The organism is Endobacterium panacihumi, assembly GCF_050847465.1.
GTDB lineage: Bacteria > Pseudomonadota > Alphaproteobacteria > Rhizobiales > Rhizobiaceae > Neorhizobium > Neorhizobium panacihumi.
This window is the reverse complement of sequence record NZ_JBOZRA010000001.1, coordinates 110,864-133,772: the sequence shown is the minus strand read 5'-3', so window position 1 is coordinate 133,772 and position 22,909 is coordinate 110,864. Positions and strand designations below refer to the sequence as shown.

At 58.9% G+C, this 22,909-nt stretch carries 15 protein-coding genes; 7 read left to right on the top strand and 8 right to left on the bottom strand.

The features are described 5' to 3' along the window. Positions 1 to 337: 337 nt before the first annotated feature. The 6 genes from ACRQ1B_RS00600 (at position 338) to ACRQ1B_RS00575 (ending at position 9,374) form a co-directional block, all read left to right on the top strand. Complete coding sequence (locus ACRQ1B_RS00600) at positions 338 to 2,098, top strand: chloride channel protein (RefSeq protein WP_432291743.1); 1,761 nt, start codon at positions 338 to 340, stop codon at positions 2,096 to 2,098. 73 nt (positions 2,099 to 2,171) lie between these two features. Next, positions 2,172 to 4,052 carry a glycoside hydrolase family 15 protein gene (locus ACRQ1B_RS00595; RefSeq protein WP_432291742.1) on the top strand — a complete coding sequence of 627 codons (1,881 nt, stop codon included), beginning with the start codon at positions 2,172 to 2,174 and terminating at the stop codon, positions 4,050 to 4,052. A gap of 104 nt (positions 4,053 to 4,156) precedes the next feature. Then, on the top strand, positions 4,157 to 5,038 hold the full coding sequence (locus ACRQ1B_RS00590) for a helix-turn-helix domain-containing protein (RefSeq protein WP_432291741.1): 882 nt from the start codon (positions 4,157 to 4,159) through the stop codon (positions 5,036 to 5,038). 166 nt (positions 5,039 to 5,204) lie between these two features. Then, positions 5,205 to 7,385 (top strand): TonB-dependent siderophore receptor, encoded by a 2,181-nt coding sequence (locus ACRQ1B_RS00585; protein WP_432291740.1) that lies wholly within the window; start codon positions 5,205 to 5,207, stop codon positions 7,383 to 7,385. 93 nt (positions 7,386 to 7,478) lie between these two features. Continuing rightward, a complete protein-coding gene (locus ACRQ1B_RS00580; protein WP_432291739.1) occupies positions 7,479 to 8,258 on the top strand; it encodes an ABC transporter ATP-binding protein in 780 nt (259 codons plus the stop codon). Positions 8,259 to 8,306: 48 nt separating this feature from the next. After that, positions 8,307 to 9,374, top strand: a complete 1,068-nt coding sequence (locus ACRQ1B_RS00575) for a DUF2218 domain-containing protein (protein WP_432291738.1) — start codon at positions 8,307 to 8,309, stop codon at positions 9,372 to 9,374. Positions 9,375 to 9,380: 6 nt separating this feature from the next. Here ACRQ1B_RS00575 and ACRQ1B_RS00570 read toward each other — a convergent pair whose 3' ends face one another. From ACRQ1B_RS00570 to ACRQ1B_RS00535, 8 genes are all read right to left on the bottom strand, one after another. Next, positions 9,381 to 10,001 carry a class I SAM-dependent methyltransferase gene (locus ACRQ1B_RS00570; RefSeq protein WP_432291737.1) on the bottom strand — a complete coding sequence of 207 codons (621 nt, stop codon included), beginning with the start codon at positions 9,999 to 10,001 and terminating at the stop codon, positions 9,381 to 9,383. Next, positions 9,998 to 11,143: a UDP-galactopyranose mutase gene (gene glf, locus ACRQ1B_RS00565; RefSeq protein WP_432291736.1), complete on the bottom strand. Its 1,146-nt coding sequence runs from the start codon at positions 11,141 to 11,143 to the stop codon at positions 9,998 to 10,000. The genes ACRQ1B_RS00570 and glf overlap by 4 nt, the downstream gene beginning before the upstream one ends. Positions 11,144 to 11,288: 145 nt before the next feature. After that, positions 11,289 to 15,473, bottom strand: a complete 4,185-nt coding sequence (locus tag ACRQ1B_RS00560; protein WP_432291735.1) for a hypothetical protein — start codon at positions 15,471 to 15,473, stop codon at positions 11,289 to 11,291. A 367-nt stretch (positions 15,474 to 15,840) separates the two neighbouring features. Continuing rightward, complete coding sequence (locus tag ACRQ1B_RS00555; RefSeq protein ID WP_432291734.1) at positions 15,841 to 17,205, bottom strand: glycoside hydrolase 5 family protein; 1,365 nt, start codon at positions 17,203 to 17,205, stop codon at positions 15,841 to 15,843. An 87-nt stretch (positions 17,206 to 17,292) separates the two neighbouring features. Then, the gene (locus ACRQ1B_RS00550; protein ID WP_432291733.1) at positions 17,293 to 18,300 is read right to left on the bottom strand and encodes an NAD-dependent epimerase; all 1,008 of its coding nucleotides are present in this window, start codon (positions 18,298 to 18,300) and stop codon (positions 17,293 to 17,295) included. Positions 18,301 to 18,467: 167 nt separating this feature from the next. Further along, a complete protein-coding gene (locus ACRQ1B_RS00545) occupies positions 18,468 to 19,727 on the bottom strand; it encodes an MATE family efflux transporter (protein ID WP_432291732.1) in 1,260 nt (419 codons plus the stop codon). Between the two features lie 57 nt (positions 19,728 to 19,784). Beyond that, positions 19,785 to 20,927: a glycosyltransferase family 4 protein gene (locus tag ACRQ1B_RS00540; RefSeq protein ID WP_432291731.1), complete on the bottom strand. Its 1,143-nt coding sequence runs from the start codon at positions 20,925 to 20,927 to the stop codon at positions 19,785 to 19,787. After that, complete coding sequence (locus tag ACRQ1B_RS00535) at positions 20,917 to 22,086, bottom strand: acyltransferase family protein (RefSeq protein ID WP_432291730.1); 1,170 nt, start codon at positions 22,084 to 22,086, stop codon at positions 20,917 to 20,919. Before ACRQ1B_RS00535 ends, ACRQ1B_RS00540 begins: the two co-directional genes overlap by 11 nt. A gap of 230 nt (positions 22,087 to 22,316) precedes the next feature. Between ACRQ1B_RS00535 and epsC the strand changes: the two genes are divergently transcribed. After that, a complete protein-coding gene (gene epsC / locus ACRQ1B_RS00530) occupies positions 22,317 to 22,901 on the top strand; it encodes a serine O-acetyltransferase EpsC (protein WP_432291729.1) in 585 nt (194 codons plus the stop codon). Positions 22,902 to 22,909: the final 8 nt, after the last annotated feature.

The following is a 22,909-nucleotide window of genomic DNA, read 5'->3' as shown; positions in this document are numbered from 1 at the left end:
CCGATTCGCGTAGGATGATGATCATCAAGCTTCACAACGAGACCGGCCGCAATCACCGGATCGTTGATCTTTCGCCGCATTTGACTGCTTGAGAGGGTAGCAACGGACTTGAAAATGACGTTTATCGCCTAAGTCCTGCCTTATCCCGACGCCGCACATCCTTATTCGCATCCAATGGGCATAGCCCCAGGTTCCCGTAATGACGCCGCCGCCCGAGTCACAGGTACAGTCGCAGGTAAAACCACAAGAACAGTCCGAGGCTGAACGGCCAGACGTTCAGGAACAGGTCGCCTCGCGAAGATCGGACATTTCGGACAGGGCGTCGTTACGGTTGCGAATGCTGTGGCGCTATCTTGCCGGGCTTGACCTGCGCATTCTCGTGCGCCGCAACGAATGGGGCATCATCGTCATCGCCGCCGCGATCGGAGTCATTTCCGGCCTCGTCGTCACCGCAATGAACCTTGCCGCCGCCGCCATGCATCAGAACATTTTCGGCATTAATAGCGACGAGCGCCTGAGTTCATCCGAGGTCAGCGACACGATCCTGCTCCTCTCCGCCCCCATTGTCGGCGGCATCATTCTCGGCATCACCATTCTGGTGCTGGCCCGCTTCCGCAAACGCCCGATGGTCGACCCGATCGAGGCCAATGCCCTGCATGGCGGAAAACTGTCGCTCACCGACAGCTTTATCATCGTCTACCAGAACCTCGTGTCCAACGGTTTTGGCGCTTCGGTCGGCCTGGAGGCCGGCTACACCCAGCTTGCCGCCGGTTTCGCCTCCAAGATCGGCAACAAGCTGGCTCTCCGCCGCGCCGACATGCGCATTCTTGTGGGCTGCGGTGCTGCCGGCGCCATCTCCGCCGCCTTCAACGCCCCGCTGACCGGCGCATTCTACGCCTTCGAGCTGGTGATTGGCTCCTACACCACCGCCTCGCTCGCCCCGGTCGTCGTTTCGGCACTAGTGGCCACGCTGGTCGCCCGCCAGTTCATCGACATCAGTTTCATTGTCGAAATGGGCATGCTGCAAAGCGTCAGCCCGAGCGATTTCGTCCCCGCCATCATCCTCGGCGCCTGCTGCGCCGGCGTCGGCATCGTGCTCATGAAGGGCGTCGCGACCATCGAGGAGCTTTCCCGCAAAAGCTCCATTCCGGCATGGCTGCGCCCCACGCTCGGCGGCATCGTCGTCGGCCTGTTCGCGATGATTAGCCCGCAGGTCATGTCCGGTGGCCACGGCGCGCTGCATCTCAACCTTGCCCACGACGTTGCCTTGCCCGTTCTCATCAGCATTTTTCTGATGAAGGCAGCAACCTCGGCGGTGTCCATCGGCGCCGGTTTTCGTGGCGGCCTGTTCTTCGCCTCGCTGTTTCTCGGTGCCCTGCTCGGCAAGATCTTTGCCTTCTCCACCGCCGCCCTCGGTCTCGTCCTGCTCGCACCGGTCGTGCTCGCCATTGTCGGCATGAGCGCGCTGGCTGTCGCCATCATCGGTGGGCCACTGACCATGACGTTTCTGGCACTGGAACTGACGGGCGACTTTCCGATCACCGCACTCGTGCTCGCCGCCGTCATCACTTCGTCGCTGATCGTGCGCACCACCTTTGGTTACTCGTTCGCCACATGGCGTTTCCACCTGCGCGGTGAAAGCATTCGCAGCGCCCACGATGTCGGCTGGATCCGCAACCTCACCGTCGGCCGCATGATGCGCTCCGACGTGAAGACCGCACAGGCCACCATGTCGCTCGGTGATTTCCGCCGCGATTTTCCGCTCGGCGCCACCCAGCGCGTCATCCTCACCGACGATAGCGGCAAATATGCCGGCATGGTGCTTGTGCCGGAAGTGCATGGCTCGCTGACCGATACCGGTGACCAGGAAGACAGCCTGGAAAAATATGTCCGGTTCAAGAACGATGTGCTGCAAACCCAGATGAACGCCAAGCAGGCGGCGGCCATTTTTGAAAAGACCCAGAGCGAAGCGCTGGCCGTGATCGACAACATGATCGAACGCAAGGTTGTTGGCCAGCTGAGCGAAAGCCATACGCTGCGCCGTTATTCCGAAGAACTGGAACTGCGCCGCCGCGAAATGGTGGGCGACAGCATCTGAATTCTGGGAACCTTGCTCGGTTTGCAACTGATATTCTCCCCTTGCGTTCTCCGATCTAACGAAAGGAAAGCGCATGAAGCGGATCGACGAAAATGGCGGCCGACCCGATGCAGCCGAAACCACCCGGAAATCGAGGCATACCGAAGAAATCCCGCGCCCGATTTCCGAACACGGCGTGATTGGCAACCTGAAGACAACGGCGCTGGTTGCCACCGATGGCACGATCGATTTCCTCTGCTGGCCCGACCTCGACAGCCCGAGCCTGTTCTGCGCGCTGTTGGACCCGGAGCATGGCGGCGGTTTTGAGCTCGCGCCACACATTCCCGGTGCCCGTCCGATCCAGATGTATATTCCCGATACCAACGTGCTTTTGACCCGCTGGCTGGGTGACACGGGAAGTGCCGAAGTGGTGGATCTGATGCCGCTTCTTTCCGATGACGGCAAGGTGCAGGGCCGCCTGATCCGTCGCCTCAAGGTGACCCGCGGCAAGGCAAAAATCCGGCTGCGCTTCTGGCCGCGCACCGATTACGCCCGAAACATTCCGACATTCCAACAGGCAGACGGTTTTGCTTTCGTCACCGATAAAAACGGTCTGGCCTTGCGCCTGCAAACCGACATCCCTCTCCAGTTCAGCGATGACGAACTGACGGCAGAGATCGATCTGAAGGAAGGCGAGCAGATCGATCTCGTGCTGGATGATCTGACCTCGGAAGAGGAGAACAACAAGCGTCTTTCCACCGAAGACGTAACAGCGCAGATCAAGGACACGATCAAATACTGGCAGCAATGGGCCGGCCATTCCAGCTATCGTGGCCGCTGGCGCGAGGCCATCAACCGCTCCGCACTGGCGCTGAAACTGCTCACCTCAAAACAGCATGGCTCGATCGCCGCCGCCGCCACGTTCGGCCTGCCGGAAGCGCCGGGCGGCAGCCGCAACTGGGATTACCGCGCCAGCTGGATCCGCGATGCATCCTTCACCGTCTATGCGCTGATGCGGCTCGGTTATCAGGAAGAGGCGACCGCCTTCACCAAATGGGTGGCCGATCGCGCCGATATCTCCCATCGCGGCCGGCTGGAGATCATGTACAAGCTCGACGGCGGCCCCCAGGTGCAGGAAGCCGATCTCGACCATCTGGCTGGGTATGGCGGCGCCCAGCCGGTGCGCGCCGGCAACAGCGCCGCCACGCAATTGCAGCTCGATATCTACGGCGAATTGCTGGACTCGATCTATATCAGCAACAAATACGGCGAGGCGATTTCCCACCGCGACTGGCTCGGCATCTGCGATGTGGTCGACCATGTCTGCGAGATCTGGCAACAGCCGGATGCGGGCATATGGGAAATCCGCCGCGAGGACCGCGAACATCTCCATTCCCGGCTGATGTGCTGGGTCGCGGTCGACCGCGCCTTGCGGCTGGCGCAGAAACGCTCGCTCGCGGCCCCGTTCGGCCGCTGGATCGAGACGCGTAATGCTATCACCCACGATATCTGGGAGAATTTTTTCGATGCCGAGCGCGGCCATTTCGTGAAAGCCAAGGGCACAACGGAAGTGGATGGCGCGATCCTGATGATGCCGCTGGTACGCTTCATCAGCGCCACCGATCCGGCCTGGCTGTCGACGCTCGACGTGATCGGCGAACAACTGGCCGATGACAGCCTCGTCATGCGCTACAAGGATGCAGACGGCCTGGATGGCGACGAAGGCTCGTTTGCGACCTGCTCCTTCTGGTATGTCGAATGCCTCGCCCGCGCCGGCCGCCTGCCGGAAGCCCGCTTCAATTTCGAAAAGCTGCTGCTGCTCGGCAATCATCTCGGGCTCTATGCGGAAGAGTTCGACTGCAAGGGCAACTTTCTCGGCAATTTCCCGCAGGCCTTTACGCATCTCGCCCTGATCAGCGCCGCGTTCTATCTCGATCGGGCGCTGGATGGCCGATATGGGCAGTGGCGGGCGTAAAGGCGGCGCCATGCTTATCAGAAAACGCTTATGGGCTCGGATTGCCAGCCTGAAAAATACTTGATAAAGAAAGGAAGGTTTAAGAAGAAAAGCCTGAGGGGCACATGACATTCCAACCGAGGATGCAGAACAGGATTGAGGGCTTTGCCGTCGGCAGCCTGCACCGCCGTGCATGGAACGGTATTGTTGCCGATCTCTGGGATGTCGAATGCGGCAGTTATGCCGGCGGCCATTATGTGGCCCAGGACCCTCGCCTGTTCATCGTTCTTGATCACAGCGGCAAGGGTTGCCCGACGGTCAAGCGCTCCCCTACGGAGGGCGGCGGCCGACAGGACAGAAACACCAGCCCGATCTCCTACGTACCGGCCGAGATGGAATTATGGGTCGACATCGAAGGCGTTCAGCGCCTGCGCCATCTCGATCTGCATTTTGACGCAAACGGCATCGGCCGTCGTCTGATGGACGAGATCGACCCCGACCGCCTCAACCATCCCAACCTGCTTTTTGCCGATGCCAGCATCATGTCGCTGGCAGAACTGATTGCAGCCGAGATTTCCAATCCGACCCCGCTGCATGACCTCTACGGTGACAGCCTTTGCCTGGCGCTGATCATCTCGGCGTTGAAGATCGAAAAAGTTAGTGCCCGTAAACGCAGCGCGCTCGCGCCATGGCAATTGCGGCGCGCCACCGAATTCATCGACGCGCATTGCCTGCGCAATATTCGGCTGGAAGAACTGGCGGACCTGACCGGCCTGTCGCAATCGCATTTCAGCCATTCGTTCAAGGTTTCGACCGGCATGGCGCCACACCAGTGGCAGATGAAGGCGCGACTGGACAAGGCGAAGGCCTTGCTCACCGGTTCAGACCAACCGTTGACCACGATTGCGGCCGAAATTGGCTTTTCCGATCAGGCGCATTTTACCCGCGTTTTCCGCCAGCATATCGGCACGACACCGGCGCGTTGGAAACGAACGCAGATCACCTGAGAACAGCCGCGCTGCCCTTTTGGCAACACTTTGACGACATTTGCTCGCCGCATTCAATTTTGCCCAAAAAGCTTCAATTTTCCCAGATCGCAGCAATCCGCGAAGATTAATTTGAGTTAACTGCTCAACTTAATGACAAGGCCCGAGGGGGCATTGAGGGGTGCATATGCGTAAGAAAACTAAGTCTGTGAATATCGGTCTCGGCCTGAAGGCCTCTGCGGCGGCGATTGCCATCATGGCGGCTTTCCCGGCCGTCGCGCAGGATTCGACGCAGCTCCAGACGATCGTCGTCGAAGGTCAGGGCAATGGCACCGGCACCGGCCCGGTCAAGGGTTACGTCGCCAAGCAGACGAAAGCCGGCTCGAAGACGGATACGCCCCTGAATGAGGTACCGCAGGCGGTTTCTGTCGTCGGTCGGGAAGAACTCGAGGACCGCGGTGTCGTCAACAAGGTCGATGAGGCACTGCGTTACACGGCCGGCGTCGCCACCCAGAATTTCGGCACCGACCCGGATACCGACTGGTATTACATCCGCGGTTTCGATGCGAGCCAGACCGGCGTCTATCTGGATGGCCTCAATCTCTTCGCTTACGGTTTCGGCAATTTCCAGGTTGATCCGTTCATGCTGGAACGCGTCGACATCCTGAAGGGCCCGGCATCGGTTCTTTACGGCGGCGCCAATGCCGGCGGTATCGTCGACATGGTTCGCAAGCGGCCGACCGACGAACCCTATTATTACACCGAGGCCGGCATCAATACGAACGGCAATGCCTTCACCGGTTTCGATATTTCCGACAAGGTCGGTGCCAGCGAAACGATGACCTACCGCCTGACCGGCAAGATTGCCGGCGGCAACGGCTATACCGACTACACGAACGACCTGCGCGGCTTCATCATGCCGCAGCTCACCTTCACTCCGGATGAAGCGACCAAATTCACCATCTGGGCTTATGCCGGTGGCCTCGATCAGGTTCATACGGGCAATGGCTTCCTGCCTTACGAAGGCACGGTCGTCGATCGCCCCGGCGTCGGCAAGATTTCCCGAAAGTTCTTCCCCGGCGAACCGGATCTCGACACCGGCCGTTACGACCAGCAGATGATCGGCTACGAGTTCGAGCATGAATTCGAAGGCGGCTGGAAGTTCTCCTCGAACGCGCGTTATGGCCATCTCGACAAGTACGAGTACCTTGTCTACCCGTCGCTCTGGGCCAGCCCGACCGAACTGCAGCGCATCAACTTCATGGGTGATACCAGCAGCGATACGCTGGCCTGGGACAACCGCATTGAAAACGAATTCGAACTCGGTGGCGCGACACACAAGATCATGGTCGGCGTCGATTATCGTCTCTACCATATCGACAACGTCCAGAACTCGGTCTTTGGCGCGGGCTTCTCGCCGCCACAGCCTTACAACGGCAACATTGATGTCTTGAACCCGAACTACGGCCAGACCCAGCCGACGCCCGGCGCGCTTTACAGCGAAGACGTGACGATGAACCAGGTGGGCCTCTACGCGCAAGACCAGATCCGCTTCGGTAGCGGCTGGCTGGTCACCCTCAACGGCCGCTATGATTATGTCGACACCGACTTCGAGAACCGCCTGACACCCTCCGGCAGCTTCAAGGATTCCGACAGCGCCTGGAGCGGCCGCGCAGGTCTGGCCTACGAGTTCGAAAACGGCGTGACGCCCTATGTCAGCGCCGCCACCTTCTTCAACCCTCTGGTCGGTCGCGGTGCCCAGGGACCGCTCAAGCCGGAAGAAGGTGAACAGTACGAAGCCGGCATCAAGTACGATCCGACCTTCATGGATGCCTCGTTCACGGCGTCCGTCTTCCACATCAACAAGAAGAACAACTCGGTATCCATCCCCGTCGCCCCGTTCACCGACCAGCTTGGCGAAGTGGAATCGAAGGGTTTCGAGCTTGAAGGCAAGGTCAACATCAACGAAAACTGGAAGCTGCTCGGCTCGTTCAGCTACAATGATGTCGAAGTCACCCGAAACGATCCAAACCCGAACCTGATCGGCAAGACCCCTTACATCGTGCCGGATTACATGGCCTCGATGTGGGTCGATTACAGTGTCACCGAAGGTGCTCTCGAAGGCCTCAGCCTTGGTGCGGGTGTCCGTCACAAGGGCAAATCCTGGGCCGACGAACTCAACACCTTGCAGGTACCGGATTCGACCGTTTTCGACGCGGCCATCCGCTACAAGAAGGAAGGCTGGGCGGCATCGCTCAACGTAACCAACCTGTTTGACAAGACCTATGTCGAATCCTGCCGCACCAACGGTGCATGCGGTTACGGTGACGCCCGCACGATCACTTTCAAGGTCAGCAAGACTTGGTAAGTTGACATTGTCGGAAAGGTTTTGCAGGTAATCGGGGGCGGAAGGAAATCATCCTTCCGCCCTTATGCATTTCCGACCGGAGCTTTCTCAAAAGTGGCCCAGACATTCCTTTTACTTTCCGGCATCAGATATTCGGCCACCGGCAAGGATATCCTCCACGATATCGACCTTTCTCTGGAGCCGGGCCATGTCTACGGGCTTGTCGGCCCGAACGGATCGGGCAAGAGCACGCTTTTGAAAATCATCGCGCGTCAGATCGGCGCCACCGCCGGCAATATCGTGTGGGATGGCAAGGCGACCGGCGAATGGGGCAATCGTGCGTTTGCGCGGCATCTCGCCTATATGCCGCAGTTTACCCCGCAGACCGACGGCATGACGGTGCGCGAACTGGTGGCGCTCGGCCGGTTTCCGTGGCATGGCGCGCTCGGCCGTTTTTCCGATGCCGACCGTGCCAAGGTGGATGAAGCTTTGGAGCGCACCGATCTTGTCCGTTTCGAGGATCGGCTGGTGGACAGCATGTCGGGTGGCGAGCGCCAGCGCGCCTGGATCGCCATGATGCTGGCGCAGGACGCCCGTTGCATCCTGCTCGATGAACCGACCTCGGCGCTCGACCTTTCGCATCAGGCCAGCGTGCTCTCGCTGGTGCATGATCTCTGCCACGAGCGCGACCTGACCGTCATCGTCGTGCTGCACGACATCAATCTCGCCGCCCGTTATTGCGACCGCATGGTGGCGCTCGGCAATGGCCGTATCGTTGCGCGCGGCACACCGGCCGATATCGTCCGCGCCGACAGGCTGCAGGAAATCTTTGGCATCGACATGGGCGTCTTCATGCATCCGGTTCGACAGGAACCGGTGAGCTACCTTCTGTGACGCCGATGCCGGCGCAAACCCGTTTGATCAACCGAAAGGACGTGTGCCATGATGATGGCTGAACATTTCACCCTCTCCGGCACCGCCGTGCCCGCCGATACCCACCGCATGCTGGAGGAAATCTGCGAGCATTTTGTCGAACATGCCGATGTGCACCGCCATGAAAACGGCGCGACGCTGGTGACCATCATCGGCAATGCGCGGATCGATATCGTCGACAACAAACTCGCCATCGAGCTCGATTGCCCGGCTCAGAAATTCATCGTGTCGGCGCGCAGCATGATCGCCGAACACCTGTTTGAATTCGCCGGTGACGAGCCGCTGGACCTGATCTGGGCGGAAGAACCGAACCCGGATGCGCTGCCGAGTTTTCGCGAGGCGACGGTGGTCGGGACGAAAGAGATCACGCCGCATATGCGCCGGGTCACTGTCTCCTGCCGCAATGTCGAGCAGTTCATCGGCGTCGGTCTGCATGTGCGTCTCTTGATCCCCCAGCATGACGGCACGCCGGTCTGGCCCGGCATGCGCCCGGACGGGCGCGTGGCATGGCCGGACGAAAAGGACATGGCGGTGCGCATCTACACGATCCGCAGCGTCGATCGCGAACGTGGCCAGCTGGATATCGATTTTGTGCTGCATGAGAGCGATGGCGAAGCGATGCCGGGCGCAGAGTTTGCCGTGTCGGCCAAGCCCGGCGACGTGATCGGCATCATGGGCCCGGGAGGCGACGGCGTGGCGCATGCGCGCTCGATCATCCTCGCCGGCGATGAAGCCGCCCTGCCCGCCATTTGCCGCATGGTGGCGGAAGCGCCAAAAACCTCGACCATCCGTGCCTTTATCGAAGTCGATAATGCGGCGGAAGAGCAGGAACTCGTCTCGAAGGCCAATCTCGAAGTGACATGGCTGCACCGCAATGGCGGCAAGGCCGGCACGATGCGCCTGCTGGAAGCGCGCGTAAAGGAAGCCGCCGAGACTGCGCCTGAAAACACCTATATCTGGGGCGGCTGCGAAAAGACCGAGGCCCGTGCCATCCGCGATTTTCTGAAAAGCCGCGGTCATGATCGCAAGCTGATGAGCATCAGCGCCTATTGGCAAAAGCCGAAGGTGAAGGCCTGAAGCAATTCAGGGCAGGCTGAACACGCCTGCCCTGCCATTGCCCGAGCCGAAATCCGGCACGTCATAGCTGGCGACAAGCTTTAAACTGTCTTGGGGCAGATGGGCGCGAAATGGGTCGCCGATCAATACGGTTTTGCCAGCCGCCCGACAGGCAGACAGCCACGGCAAAATCCTTGCCGCCGTTGCCTTGTCATAAAACAGATCACCGACCAGAACGATATCGACCTCCGGCAGCGGACCACCGGTCAGGTCACCCTCCGCAAGATCGATCTCCACTTCGTTCAGCGCCGCATTGAGCCGTGTCGCCGCAAGCGCATAGGCATCGATATCCGAAGCCAGAACATGTGAGGCACCAGCCTTGGCGGCAGCGATGCCGACCACACCGGAGCCGCAACCGAGATCGAGCACGCGCCTGCCACGCACCGTCTCGGGGAAATCCAGCAAATGCCGCGCCAGAACCGTGCCGCCGGCCCAACCATAAGCCCAGTAAGGCGGTTCACCTTCATACCCGCCGAGCTGGCTGAGACGACTGCCGGGATGCGCTGTGTAGAGAGAAATTTCCGGCAAAAACCGAGCGGGCTCGACACGCAGGTTGTTGCGGATGAACTCTGCCGGGGAAATATTCATGTCAGTGCCGGCCTGACCTCACTCTCGAAAGACTTTAGCGCTGCGGCAATGGCCTGATGCATGTCGAGATAACGATAGGTGCCGAGCCGCCCACCGAAGATGACGTTTTTTTCCTCGTCCGCCAGCGCCTTGTAGGCAAGGTAGACGCGTTTGTCCTCAACCGTATCGATCGGGTAATAGGGTTCATCCGCACGGGTGGCGAACCGTGAAAACTCCTTCACGATGACGGTCTTTTCCGTCTGGTAACTGCGCTCCGGATTAAAATGCCGGAATTCGAGGATGCGGGTATAGGGCATATCCTCATCGGCATAGTTCATGACAGCCGTGCCCTGAAAATCGCCGACCGGCAAAATCTCTTCCTGAAAATCGATCGTGCGCCATTTCAGCTCGCCGGCACGATAGTCGAAATACCGGTCAATCGGCCCGGTATAGACGAGCGGCACACACTCCGGGACTTCAGATTTCACGTCGAAATAATCGACGCCAAGCCGGGTCTCGATCAGCGGATTGCCGAGCATGCGCTCAAAAATCGCCGTATAGCCATCGACCGGCAGTCCCTCATAGGGGTCGTTGAAATAGCGGTTATCGAACGTGTATCGCACCGGCAGGCGGGTGATGATACCTTCCGGCAGTTCGCGCGGATCGGTCTGCCACTGTTTGGCGGTGTAACCGCGAATGAAGGCCTCGTAGAGCGGACGACCGATCAGCGAGATCGCCTTTTCTTCAAGGTTCTGCGGTTCACGCCCGGCAAGTTCCGCTGCCTGTTCCGCCATCAGCGCCCGCGCTTCATCGGGGCTCATATGCCTTCCAAAAAACTGGCAAATCGTGCCGAGATTGATCGGCATCGCATAAACCTGACCCTGATAGGTCGAATACACCCGATGGCGATAATCGGTGAATTGGGTGAAACGGTTGAGATAATCCCACACAACCCGATTTGGCGTATGGAACAGGTGCGCGCCGTATTTGTGCACCTCGATGCCGGTCTCGCGATCGTTTTCGCTATAGGCATTGCCGCCGATATGGCGACGGCGGTCGATCAGCAGAACGCGCTTGCCGAGTTCGCTCGCCACCCGCTCGGCAATGGTGGCGCCGAAAAAACCCGCGCCGACGATGATGATGTCGTGGTTCGAAAAACTCATGGTCCCACCCGCCTTAACTGCGAGCGACCATAAGGGCGGACAGGCCCATAGCAAAGCCGCACTTGGCCATCCCGAAAAGCATGAACAGAAAACCCGCCACCACGCAATGTGGCGACGGGTTCCAAGCTTGCGGGTTCAGCAAGGATCAGCTGAAGACAAAGTTGTCGTGATGCTGCTGGAGGGCGGAAACCGTCGACTGCTTGATCAGGATCGAGTTCTGGTCGTTGAAGGTGATCAGCACGTCATTGCCCTGCTGCGCCATGTTCAGGTCGTCGAAGCTGGCAGCCCAGTTGCTGTCGATATCGATATAGTCTGGGCCGCTGGCATCGTTGTTGAAGTTGAACACCGTGTCCTTGCCACCTTCGTACAGCATTTTTCCGTCGCTGGTGGTGCGGAAATAGAAGGTGTCGTTGCCGGCGCCGCCATCCAGCGTCTGGCCGTTGGCATAGGCATAAAGATCGTGACGGCCGTCCGCATGGGTGATGTCACGCGACAAGATGTCACCGTTGGCGTTCATGTGATCGCTCCAGATATCGCCCGTGCCATCCTGCTTGTAGGCATGCACGATGCGCGAACCATCGGCCTCGATCTCCGACTTGTAGAGGATCGTGCCCTTGGCATCATAGGTGCTGACATCCCTCGATCCGTCGGAGAAGCGCTGCTCCTTGTAATCGTAGGAGCCATCCGCGTGAAAACGGTCGATCGCCGTGATCTTGCCGCTGGCATCGGTCGACTGATGTTCGGTGACATAGGTCTTGCCGGTGACGTTATAGGCCCAGTTGTCCATGGTGCCATCGGCATTCAGGATGTTCTGTTTCATCAGCTCGCCGCCGACATAGGTCTTGTTGGATGCGCTGCCGTCGGTGTTGAGCACATAGTCGGTCAGCATCACGCCGGCCTTGTCATAGGTCGTCGTCTGCTTGTCCCCCAGGTGGCCGACATAATTATAACCGGTGCGGATGCCATCCGTGTAGGTTGTGGTGAACAGGTCTCCATCCGGCTCCTTGACCATCTTGGAGACCATGTCGCCACTGGCCACATCGTATTTCAGCGTCGTGTTGGTGCCGTCAGGCGCCACCGTCACGTCGTTCTGCAGCCGGCCGGCTGTGTCGTAATACATGTATTCGCGCGTACCGTCGGTGGAGCGCACCTCGCGATAATCGTAGGTGCCATCCGTGTGCAGCCGTTCGATCAGCAGGATATTGCCGGCCGCATCATTCTTCTGGTGAATGGTCACATAGGTCTGACCCTTGATATTATAGGACCAGTTGTCCAGCGTGCCGTCGATATTTTGGGTGTTCACCTTGGTGAGTACGCCCCCGACATAGGTCTTGTTCGTCGCGCTGCCATCGGCATTGGCGATGTAATCGGTCAGCATGATGCCGGTCTTGGAATCGTAGGTGATCGTCTGTTTCCAGCCCTCATGGCTGGTGGCGACATAGAGCGTGCGCACACCGTTGACATAGGTGCTGGTGAACAGGTCCCCATCCGGCTCCTTGACCATTTTCGAAATCACGCTGCCGCTGGACGGATCGTATTTGAACGTCGTGTTGGTGCCGTCAGCCGCCACCTGCACGTCGTTCAGCACACGACCGGCCGCATCGTAATAGAGATACTGTTTGGAACCGTCGGTCGCGCGGATTTCGCGGTAGTCATAGGTGCCATCCGCATGCAGGCGCTCGATCAGCGTGACATTGCCGTTGGCATCGCTCTTCTGGTGGATGGTCACATAGGTCTGGCCGGTGATGTTGTAGTTCCAGCTGTCATAGGTGCCATCGGCATTCTGGGTGTTTTCCTTGGTCAGCACGCCGCCGACATAGGTCTTGTTGACGGCGCTGCCATCGGCATTGAGCTTGTAATCCACCAGAATGACACCGGTCTTGGCATCATAGGTGATCTGCTGCTTCCAGCCTTCATGGCTGGTGACGGCGTAAAGCGTGCGCACGCCATTGGTATATTGCGAGGTGAAGACATCGCCATCGGTTTCCTTGACGACCTTGGAAATGATCTGCTCGCTCGCCGGATCATAGGTGAAGGTGGTGCTGGTGCCATCGGAGGCCACCTGCACATCCGTCACCAGCTTGCCGGCGGTATTGTAATAGAAGAACTCCTTGGAGCCGTCGGCCGCACGCACCTCGCGATATTCATAGGTGCCATCGGCCCGCAGACGCTCGATCAGGGTGATATTGCCGGCTGCATCATTCTTCTGGTGGATCGTTTCATAGGCCTGGCCCTTGATGTTGTAGGACCAGTTGTCATAGGTGCCGTCGGCATTCTTGGTGTTCAGCTTGGTCAGAACACCGTCGACATAGGTCTTGTTGACCGCACTGCCATTCGCCTGCACCACGTAATCGGTCAGCATCTGGCCGGTCGTGGCATCATAGGTGATCTGCTGTTTCCAGCCTTCGTTGCTGGTCACCGCATAAACAGTGCGCACGCCATTGGTATATTGCGTGGTGAAGATGTCGCCATCGGCCTCCTTCACCATCTTGGTCAGAAGATTGCCGGTGGCGGGGTCATAGGTCAGCGTCGTGTTGGTGCCATCGGTGGTCACCGTCACATCGTTCACCAGCCGGCCGGCGGCATCGTAATACATGTATTCCTTGGTGCCATCAGCGGACCGGATTTCCCGGTAATTGAACGAGCCATCCTCATACAGACGTTCCAGCAGCGTGAGATTGCCGTTGGTGTCGAACTTCTGGTGGATCGTCGCGTAATCCTGACCCGTGATGTAATAATTCCAGGTCTCGTGCGAACCATCGGTATAATAGTTCACCTTGCTGACCGGGATGCCGCCTTCGATGCCGTAATCGGTCGTGAGGGTCAGATTGCCGGAGGAATCGAATTCCTGCACCTTGGTCCACTGCGCTTCGCCATAGGTGACGGAGAAGGAGAAGCCGCCCTGCACCTTGGCGAGCAGCGCGCCGTAATTGGCGATCATGTAGGCCATGGTCTCGACAGAAGAGACGGCCAGCACGTTGCCATCCGTCAGGGTTACGGTTTCCAGCCCCTGCGCATCATCGAGCTTGTGCATCTGCGACACGAAATCGGCGGCAGTCATGGTGAGGTCGGCATCGACGGTGGTGACCGGCTCATGCACGGCTTCGGGTGCGCCAACCTCGATGATGAGAGGGCTGTCGCTGAGCGGGATCGTGAACTCGCTGACATTCTGGTAAACGGCAATCGGCGTCAGGCCCTGCATCGGATCATAGATGCGGATGATGCTTTCGGTGCGGCCGAGATTGATCGTCACGGTCTGCGGCGGATTGACGATGTCGGTATCGGTGATGTCGTTGAAGACCAGAGCATCACGCCAGACGACCAGATCGTAGACGCCGCCGGATTTTTCCATCAGCATCGTGTGCGTGTCGGATGGTTCGCCGGTGAGCGTGTAATCGACATCCAGCACGCCATCGGCGGTGCCATCATCGCCGAAGCCGAGGATGGTGGTGAGATTATGCAGCGCGATGGCTGCTTCCTTAGGCGTTCCATCCTGCTCGAACAGGCCGAAATAGACTTCCTTTTCGCCGCGAGGTGCGCTCGCCTCGTTGTCGAACAGTTCGTAGATATAGGTTTCCGACGCACCGTTCTCGTAGGACAGCAGAAGGTCCGAAAGCAACAACTTGGCCTGCGCGGTTTCCGACGTACCGATGCCCGGCTCGCTCTTCAGCGTCGTATGACCGGTTTCGGTGACGATCAGCCGGTCGCCGACAGAAGCACCCTTGGCCAGATCCAGCGTATATTCCACCTGCCCGTCTGCAACCTTGCCGGTATGGGTGTAGGTATGGGCGTTGGCTGCATCCGAATAGTCGCCGAGATCACCAAGCTTGGCATAATCGGCGATATTGTCATAGGCGAGGCTGAGGTTGATGACGGTGACGCCGGCAAGCTCCGGCTCCGCTTTCACTGCCGTGTAAAGCGCCTTTTGGAAAGCAATGGCCGCATCGAGCCCGACCATTCCGTTGAAGCTGACGCTGTTGACATTGGCTTCATTGACGCCTTCGATGGCGATAACCGAACCCGGGTGTTTTGCCATGAATGCCTTGAGACCGGTGATGTGGCCTTCAATGCCCTCGTCGCCCTTGGCCGGCAGCGTGTAGGTTACGCGGAAATCGAACTGTACGCCCGCATCTGCCATCGCATCAACGACAGGAGAGGCCTTTCCGTGTTCGGCGAAGGAATCGCGAACCTTGCTGATCCCGAGATAGTCCAGGCTCTCGAGTATCAGGCTCGAGTTCTTGTAGCCGTCGCTATAGGTGGATCCCTTGGTATTGATACCAATGGAGTTCACGAAGGTCGCCGCACTGACCACTGTATGATTTTCCGTCATCATTCATCCCCGTTCGTTAAATTAGTGAAACATGAACCTGTAAATCGCCCCTTTTGGGATTGGACTGCATTTTAACGACCGGACCCTGATCGCTTTTCGGACGCTTGCGCACCGCGAAACCTGACATTGTGCCGTGTCGGCACAGGGCGTCGGCCGGGGACACGTCAAGCGATCCCGCGCGGCACCTGCCCAAATCTGCCGGCCCAAAGCCGGGACGCGATGCACCCTTGGATGCAGATCGCGGTCGTCCCTCCCCGGTAAATGCTGCCTGGAGCGCGGAACTATGTCCGCTTGGTTTGCTCCGGCTCGGTCGGCCTTGCGCCGCCGAAATCATCACCACCCGTTTTAAAATCGGGCGTAAAACGTCTTACTTGATTGAAATATCTGCTGAAAAATCTGTAGTATTATGCTTTGCAAGCTCCACCAGAACCGGTGTCGCCCCTATTTCAAAACCTGCATCCGCGGCCAGCGGTTCGGAAGCGCACAAGGCTTGCGCCTTTGCCACCCTTCCCGCCGGCATCGACATTTCGGCCCGGATTTCCGGGCGTGTCGTCCATGCCGCCAGTTTCACATCCTCGCCGTTACCCATCGCCAGAACAAAAACGTCGGGCATCGGGCGGCTCAGGTGAAAGGATTTCGCATCTTTCACAAGCCGGATCACTTCATGCACGGCGCAGGCCGCGGGCTTCGGCTTGTAGTCGTAATCGAAGAGACCGAAATTGGCCTCCAGATCGTTCTCGTCGCGGCCTTGGTCCTTCAACTGATAGACCCAGGCGCCTTTCATCCAGGGCGTTGCGGCGGACCACAGAAGAAACTGCGCGATATTATCGGACTGTGCCTGGGTGCTGATCACGCAGGGCTTTTTTGCCGTCGGCCAACCGAATTCCGTCACCGAGATCGGCACCTGTTTGCCGTCCTTTTCAGACAGCATTTTCTGCAGGTCTTCCAGACGGTCGACCAGCTCAGTCGCATTGCGTTTGGTCTCGTCCGGCTCGCAGTGGTTATACATGTGTACCGACAGACCGGCTGGCGCCATCACGGCACCATCATCGACGACAGCTTTTGTCCACTGCCAGCCGCTGTCGACACCAACGGCGCCAACCAGAAGCGGAGCGCCCGGCGCCGCCTCGGCGATCGCCGGAACAGCCGCCTTGGCAAGCGCCGCATAATGCATCGCCGCGCGCGGATCATCGGGTTTTCCGGGTCCGGTTAGGAACGGCAACGAGAAACGCGCCGTGAGGTTCCATTCGTTCCAGATTTCATAGATCGGATCGAACGGCTCGGCCGCCGCCGCTGCCCGCGCTGCAAAGTCTGCGAATGCCTTGCGCCCCGCTTCGGTGATCGGCGGATCGCCGCCTGCCACCTGCGGATGGCCATGGCCGAGTATCAGCAGCGGCCGCGCCGGCTTCAGCTTCATGAAGTCGAAAAGCTGCTTTGGCTCGGGCCGGCCCTGTTTTGCACCCGGCTGATCGAATGCCGGCCATGCCAGATCATCGCGATATGAGCTGAAACCCATATCCTTGATGAGCGCGGCGGATTTTCCCGCCACGTAATTGTATTCGCCGCCAATGCCGAAATGCACGCCGACGCCGATGACCAGAGGCTCCGGACGGGCAACCAGATCGGCCCGGTCGAAGGAAATGGAAGCGCTGTCGGCCGCGAATACGACACCCGACTGAAGCATCAGCATGGCTGTTATCGCTATGCAGGCTTTCGCCGTTGTCTTCCGCATCCAGCGCTCCTAAAGGCCGTCAGATCAGCGTCAGGCGGGTGCCTGATAACCCCATCATCTGGCAAAAGTGTGACGTTGTCACGAATTTTAGCTGTAAAATTCCTTATACCACTCGGCAAAGCGCCGAACGCCATAATCCAGATCCAGCTCAGGCTTGAATTTCGTCAGCGCCACCAGCAGGTCCGGCGAGGCAAAGGTGCGCGGCACATCGCCCTTCTGCATCGGCAGCATGTTGCGGATCGCCGGCTTGCCCATGGCTTCCTCGATGGTCTCGACAAAGCGCATCAACTCCACCGGTTGGCCACCACCGATATTGACGACGCGGAACGGCGCGTGCTGCGACAGCGTATCGACAACACCTTCGGAAACGACGCGGTTTTCCTCGGATGGCGGCACCGCCATCAGCCGGACGATGCCTTCGACGAGATCGTCGATATAGGTGAAATCGCGGCTCATCTTGCCTTCGCCGTAGATATCGATCGGACGATCGTTGCGGATGGCATCGACGAACTTGAACAGCGCCATGTCCGGGCGGCCCCATGGGCCATAGACCGTGAAGAAGCGGAAGGCGGTGGTCGGCACCTTGAACAGATGCGCATAGCTGTGCGCCATCAGCTCCATCGACTTCTTGGTCGCGGCATAGATGGTCATCTGCTCGTCGGCCTTGTCGCTTTCGGCAAACGGGATTTTTTCGTTGGCGCCGTAAACGGATGAGGTCGAGGCCAGCAGCAGATGTTTCGGCTGGATCTGGCGGGCAAGCTCGATGATGTTGAACGAGCCGACCAGATTGGAATCCACGTAGGAACGCGGGTTTTCAAGGCTGTAACGCACGCCGGCCTGTGCGGCGAGGTGGACGATCACGTCCGGTTCGGCAAGCTCGGCGGCCTTGTCCAGTGCATCCTTGTCTTCCAGCTGCGCGACAACCGCCTTGAAGCCGTTGGAGCGGGCCAGGATTTCGTGGCGCTTCTCTTTCAGCTTCGTATCGTAATATTGCGTCATGCCGTCGAAACCGACGACAAAATGGCCCTCGTCGAGCAGCCGCTTGGCCAGGTGGAAACCGATAAAGCCCGCAGTGCCGGTAATGAGATAGCGCATGTTTACCCTTTCGCGCGATGTGGGGTCACAACGACCCCCACCAGGTTGATCTGGCTGCCGCCGCAATGGGTCGTTTGACGGACAGCTAAAACGTACATCAATGATTCAAGCCCTGTCTACCGCAACGCAGCATAAATCTGCGCAACTGTCACTTTTCGGAAGAACGATCACGCCGCCACTCCGATGGTTTTCGAGAACCTGAAGAGGAAAATCGCACGGGCGATGGCGACGAGGATCGCTGTCGCCAGTGCCGCGATGCCGGTGCCGGCAAAACCAAAGATGTCGATCATGGCAAAGGCCATGGCCACCGACAGGAAAACGCCGAGAAGATTGATCGTGGCGTAATGATTGTCCTTCTTCATGCTGGTCAGGCCGACATTCAGGAGATCCGAGCAGGAACGAATGACGGCCGCTAGCAGCAACATGATGAAGATCGAGCGGTATTCGGTGACATCCTTCATGTCGAGGAAATGGATGAGGATTTCACTGGCGACGAACACACCCGCCCCCAGCACCACCGAAAGTGCGGCCACCTTGATGAACTGGTTTTTCATGATGCGCTTCCAGTCGGAAGCCGAGCCGGCATTATAGGCCTTGAACAGGACCGGCAGCGCCAGCTGCACCACGGCCGTGGTCATCAGCGTTTGCAGCGCATTGGTGAGCGACCAGTAGAAGGTGTAGACGCCGGTCAGCGTCAGGCCGAGCATGAAGGAAACGATGTAACGGTCCGCATAGACCAGACCGACAAGGCCGAGATCGCTGAAATAGATGAACCAGGATTTTTTCAGGCGCCCCTTGATCCACTCCCCTTCCAGCGGCGCCTTGGCGATTTCGCCCAGCGGCCACTTGCGGATCAGCCAGTAGAGCACTGCGAAGACAACGACATAGCTGAGGATCCAGCTGGCAAACACCGCCTCAAGGCTTCGCAGTTCCGGCAACCACAGGCCAAGGCCGACGATGACCGGCACCCACAGCGCCGAGCGGATGAACACCAGAATATTCGCCTGCAAAGCCATTTCCATGGCGATCATCGGCACATGCAGGTCGAGCGCATAGGTTTCCAGCCAGACTAGCGCGATGATGAGGATATAGATGGCGGTGAGCGGATAACCGGTGGCGAAAGCCAGCCCGATGGCGAGAAGCGTCGCCAGTGTCAGCGAGATCGTCGTCACCACCAGCCGCGTCTTGATCTTTGCCGCCGCCGTCACGACCGGCACGCCGACCGCATCGCGGGCAACAAAATAGTTCAGCCCCCAGCCGATCAAAGCCGGCATGATGCCGACGGCACCGAGCGTCAGGCCATAAATACCGGCTGCCTCATAACCCAGATATTTGACGATGTAGAAGGTGAGCAGGAAGCGAAAGACCAGCGTCGAGGCCCGCAGGCCAAGGTTCGCAAAACTGTTCAGCTTCTTCAGAATTCGCATGTATCGGCATTCCCAAAGCGCGACGAGACTGCCGCTGGTTCTTGTCAGCTCTGGCTCTCAGTCTTGAGAACCTGCATGTGTTCGATATGAAATCCGGTTGTCGCGCTCGACGTCACCGACCATGGCCAGCAGCCGTTCGGCGCTGTTTTTCCAAGAAAAATCTCGTGTTCGCGCAAGCCCCCTCTCCCGCACGGCAGCGATATCGACGGTTCCGTCAACCACATCGCGCATGGCCGAGGTGATCGACGCGACGTGATGCGGATCGAAATAGACAACGGCATCGCGGCAGACCTCGCGCACCGGTGGAATATCGCTGGCGATCACCGGGCAACCGACCGCCATCGCCTCCAGCGGCGGAATGCCAAACCCTTCGTAAATGCTCGGAAACACCAGCGCCGCAGCCTTGCGATAGAGTGCCTGTATCTCCTCGTCGGTCAGGCGGCCGGTGCTGACCACACTCGGCGGCAATTCTCCGAGCAGCGACTTTGCAAACGTGTTCGCCGCTCCGCCAACCATCACAAAAGCCACATCAGGCCTGTCGAGCGCAATGAAGGCCCGGATGGCACCAGCGAGGTTCTTGTTGTTGGCGGGTGAACCGACGAACAGGAAGAACGGCCGCGTCTCGAGGTCGAATTTTTTGAGGACGGAAACATCCGGCTCGACCGCAAAGACATGATCGATGGCATTCGGCACCAGCCCGATAGTCTGTGCCTCGACGCCGAGCAGTCTCGAAAGCTCCTGCCGCGAAAAATCCGAAACCGTCGCCAGATTGGCGCGTTTTGCCAGCAACCGTCCTAGCAGGCGATGGAACGTGCCGTAAGCCCGCGAAAAATTTTCGGGGTGACGATAGACCAGCGCATCATGCAGCACGGTCAGTTGTCGCCCATGCAGAACGGGGCCGGAATTGCACAGATTAACCAGCACACCGCCCCGGCAGGCGCGCCAAAGATCCGTCTGTTCCCAGGCATGACCACTGCGGCTACCGACATTTTCGAAACCGATAGTTTTGAGCCAATCCGGTCGCGCCACGCCCTGCGGCGCCAGCACCATGAAACGCCCTGCATTGGCCGGCGTCAGCACCGCATCGATCTCGCGTAAAATCATGCCGGCGAAACGTTCGACACCGGTCACCGGGCGGCCGAGAAAGCGCCCGTTGATAAAAATCTTGGCGGAAGAAGGCGACCTCAATTCAACCGGCATTGGCGCCCTGTCCGATCGGAGCGCGAGCACCGGTCACGCGGTTCGACAGCTTGTTGAAAAATTTTCGGCCCGGCTCCTCGACGAAGGAATAGGTGAACCACGCGCAGATGATGATCGCCGCCACATAAGCCAGCGCCAAGAGATCCATCAGCACGGTCGGGCCAAAAGCCAGCCGCTCATGCACGCCATCGAACGCAATCAGCGGCGTACCGATCCGCCCCTGCACGATCTTGGCTCCGGCAAAGATGATGGAAAAGACGATGAAATGGACGAGATAGATCGAATAGGAAAGCTTGCCGAGAAACAGCAGCGGGCGCGCGCGCAAAAATTTGGCGACCGTACCGCGCTCATAGGAAAACAGCAGGATCGCAGCCGAAAAGCAGATGATGTTGAAGGTCGTGTAATGCGGCTTGAACCAGAACAGCAGCAGCATGATCGCGGTTGCCAGCAATTCGGGCGCAGTGCCCTGTAGGGAATTACTCTCTCGCAGCTTCAGATAAAGCGCATAGGTCAGGTTGCCGGCGAAAAACCCGAAAATGCACTGGACGAGGCCGAGGCCGGACGCGAGGTTGAGATCCGGATGATAGGCATCGAGCCACACCAGCAGCAGGCCCGAAGCGATAAAGACCGCAACCGAGCCCCACATCCGATATCGCCCAAGCCCGAGAAATACCGCTACGAACACGAGGTAGGTATAAAACTCGGTGCTGATCGACCAACTGGACGCATTCCATGTCAGTTCCGGGAAGGGAATGACCGCCTGCAGCAGGAAAAGGTTGGCGATCAGTGACGGAATATCGTTGGTTCCCGCGAACGCACCCTCGCTGCTGTGCAGGCCGGCGCGCGCCGCCATCAGCATCTTCATCACTTCGAGAATGACGAGCACCAGCAACGTCACCAGATGCAGCGGATACAGCCGACCGAACCGGCGGATGACGAAACGCCAGCCATCGCTGCCACTCGACAGTGACGTTCGATAGGCGTGGGTGATGACGAAACCGCTCAGCACGAAAAAGAAGGGAACGGCGAGATTGCCGTTCCGGATCAGCGGGAAATCGTAAAAAAAACCGGCTGCCTGAAAATGGAACAGCGCCACCAGAAGGGCAGCAATACCCCTCCAGCTATCGAGGGCGTCGAACCTGATCTGCCCTTCTTTCATGCGCCATACTCCCCGGATCCGGTGTATTTGCAGCGCCAGTCTTGGTTCACGAAGGCGAACCCGTCAAGCGGAATGCTGCGTTGCATATAATTCCCGATCAGATATCGTCCAGAGCAATCGGCGACCTATATCGAAACAAAATTCGAGCGACACATTTCAGTGTTAACCAATGTTGTTAAGTGCCGGACCGGGCGAAAATGCGGTCTTACGGCCAAGTTTGCGGAGACAAGATGGACATGACGGAAACGCCGTTCCAGAAGGTGAAGGCCGATCTCAAGCGGTATGCCCTGCGGGAAAACAGGACATCCGCCGGCCTCGGCTTCACGCTGCGCATGTTCCTGCTCACCCCCGGTTTCCAGTTCGTCTTCTCCCGCCGCCTGCAGGAAATGGTGGTAAAAATTCCGCTGATCGGCCGTCTTCTGCGCAGAATTCTGTGGTGGTGGAGCTGCGTGTTTTTCGGTTCGGAACTGGCGATGGCGGCAAGGATCGGCGGCGGCTTTTACGTGCCGCACCCGTTCGGCATCGTCGTGGGCGCCGCCACGCTCGGCCGCAATGTGTCCATCCTGCAAAACGTCACCATCGGCCGCAAGGCGGCGGAAGATCCGCGTGATCCTGTCATCGAGGATGGCGTGTCTATCTCGGCCGGCGCCGTCGTGGTCGGTGCCATCACCATCGGTGAAGGCTCAACGATCGGCGCCAATGCGGTCGTCACCAAGGATGTGCCGTCGCATTCGGTCGCCATGGGCATTCCGGCCAAGATCATCGGCCCCAAGCCGGTCGCGGACAATTCCGTCAGCACCAGTCCAGCCGCGTGAGGGGAACC

Excerpts from the sequence above, each read along its gene's own strand:
- ACRQ1B_RS00600 (WP_432291743.1), top strand. The coding sequence starts at position 338 with ATGCTGTGGCGCTATCTTGCCGGGCTTGACCTGCGCATTCTCGTGCGC.
- ACRQ1B_RS00595 (WP_432291742.1), top strand. The coding sequence starts at position 2,172 with ATGAAGCGGATCGACGAAAATGGCGGCCGACCCGATGCAGCCGAAACC.
- ACRQ1B_RS00590 (WP_432291741.1), top strand. The coding sequence starts at position 4,157 with ATGACATTCCAACCGAGGATGCAGAACAGGATTGAGGGCTTTGCCGTC.
- ACRQ1B_RS00585 (WP_432291740.1), top strand. The coding sequence starts at position 5,205 with ATGCGTAAGAAAACTAAGTCTGTGAATATCGGTCTCGGCCTGAAGGCC.
- ACRQ1B_RS00575 (WP_432291738.1), top strand. The coding sequence starts at position 8,307 with ATGATGATGGCTGAACATTTCACCCTCTCCGGCACCGCCGTGCCCGCC.
- ACRQ1B_RS00570 (WP_432291737.1), bottom strand. The coding sequence starts at position 10,001 with ATGAATATTTCCCCGGCAGAGTTCATCCGCAACAACCTGCGTGTCGAG.
- glf (WP_432291736.1), bottom strand. The coding sequence starts at position 11,143 with ATGAGTTTTTCGAACCACGACATCATCATCGTCGGCGCGGGTTTTTTC.
- ACRQ1B_RS00560 (WP_432291735.1), bottom strand. The coding sequence starts at position 15,473 with ATGACGGAAAATCATACAGTGGTCAGTGCGGCGACCTTCGTGAACTCC.
- ACRQ1B_RS00555 (WP_432291734.1), bottom strand. The coding sequence starts at position 17,205 with ATGCGGAAGACAACGGCGAAAGCCTGCATAGCGATAACAGCCATGCTG.
- ACRQ1B_RS00550 (WP_432291733.1), bottom strand. The coding sequence starts at position 18,300 with ATGCGCTATCTCATTACCGGCACTGCGGGCTTTATCGGTTTCCACCTG.
- ACRQ1B_RS00545 (WP_432291732.1), bottom strand. The coding sequence starts at position 19,727 with ATGCGAATTCTGAAGAAGCTGAACAGTTTTGCGAACCTTGGCCTGCGG.
- ACRQ1B_RS00540 (WP_432291731.1), bottom strand. The coding sequence starts at position 20,927 with ATGCCGGTTGAATTGAGGTCGCCTTCTTCCGCCAAGATTTTTATCAAC.
- ACRQ1B_RS00535 (WP_432291730.1), bottom strand. The coding sequence starts at position 22,086 with ATGAAAGAAGGGCAGATCAGGTTCGACGCCCTCGATAGCTGGAGGGGT.
- epsC (WP_432291729.1), top strand. The coding sequence starts at position 22,317 with ATGGACATGACGGAAACGCCGTTCCAGAAGGTGAAGGCCGATCTCAAG.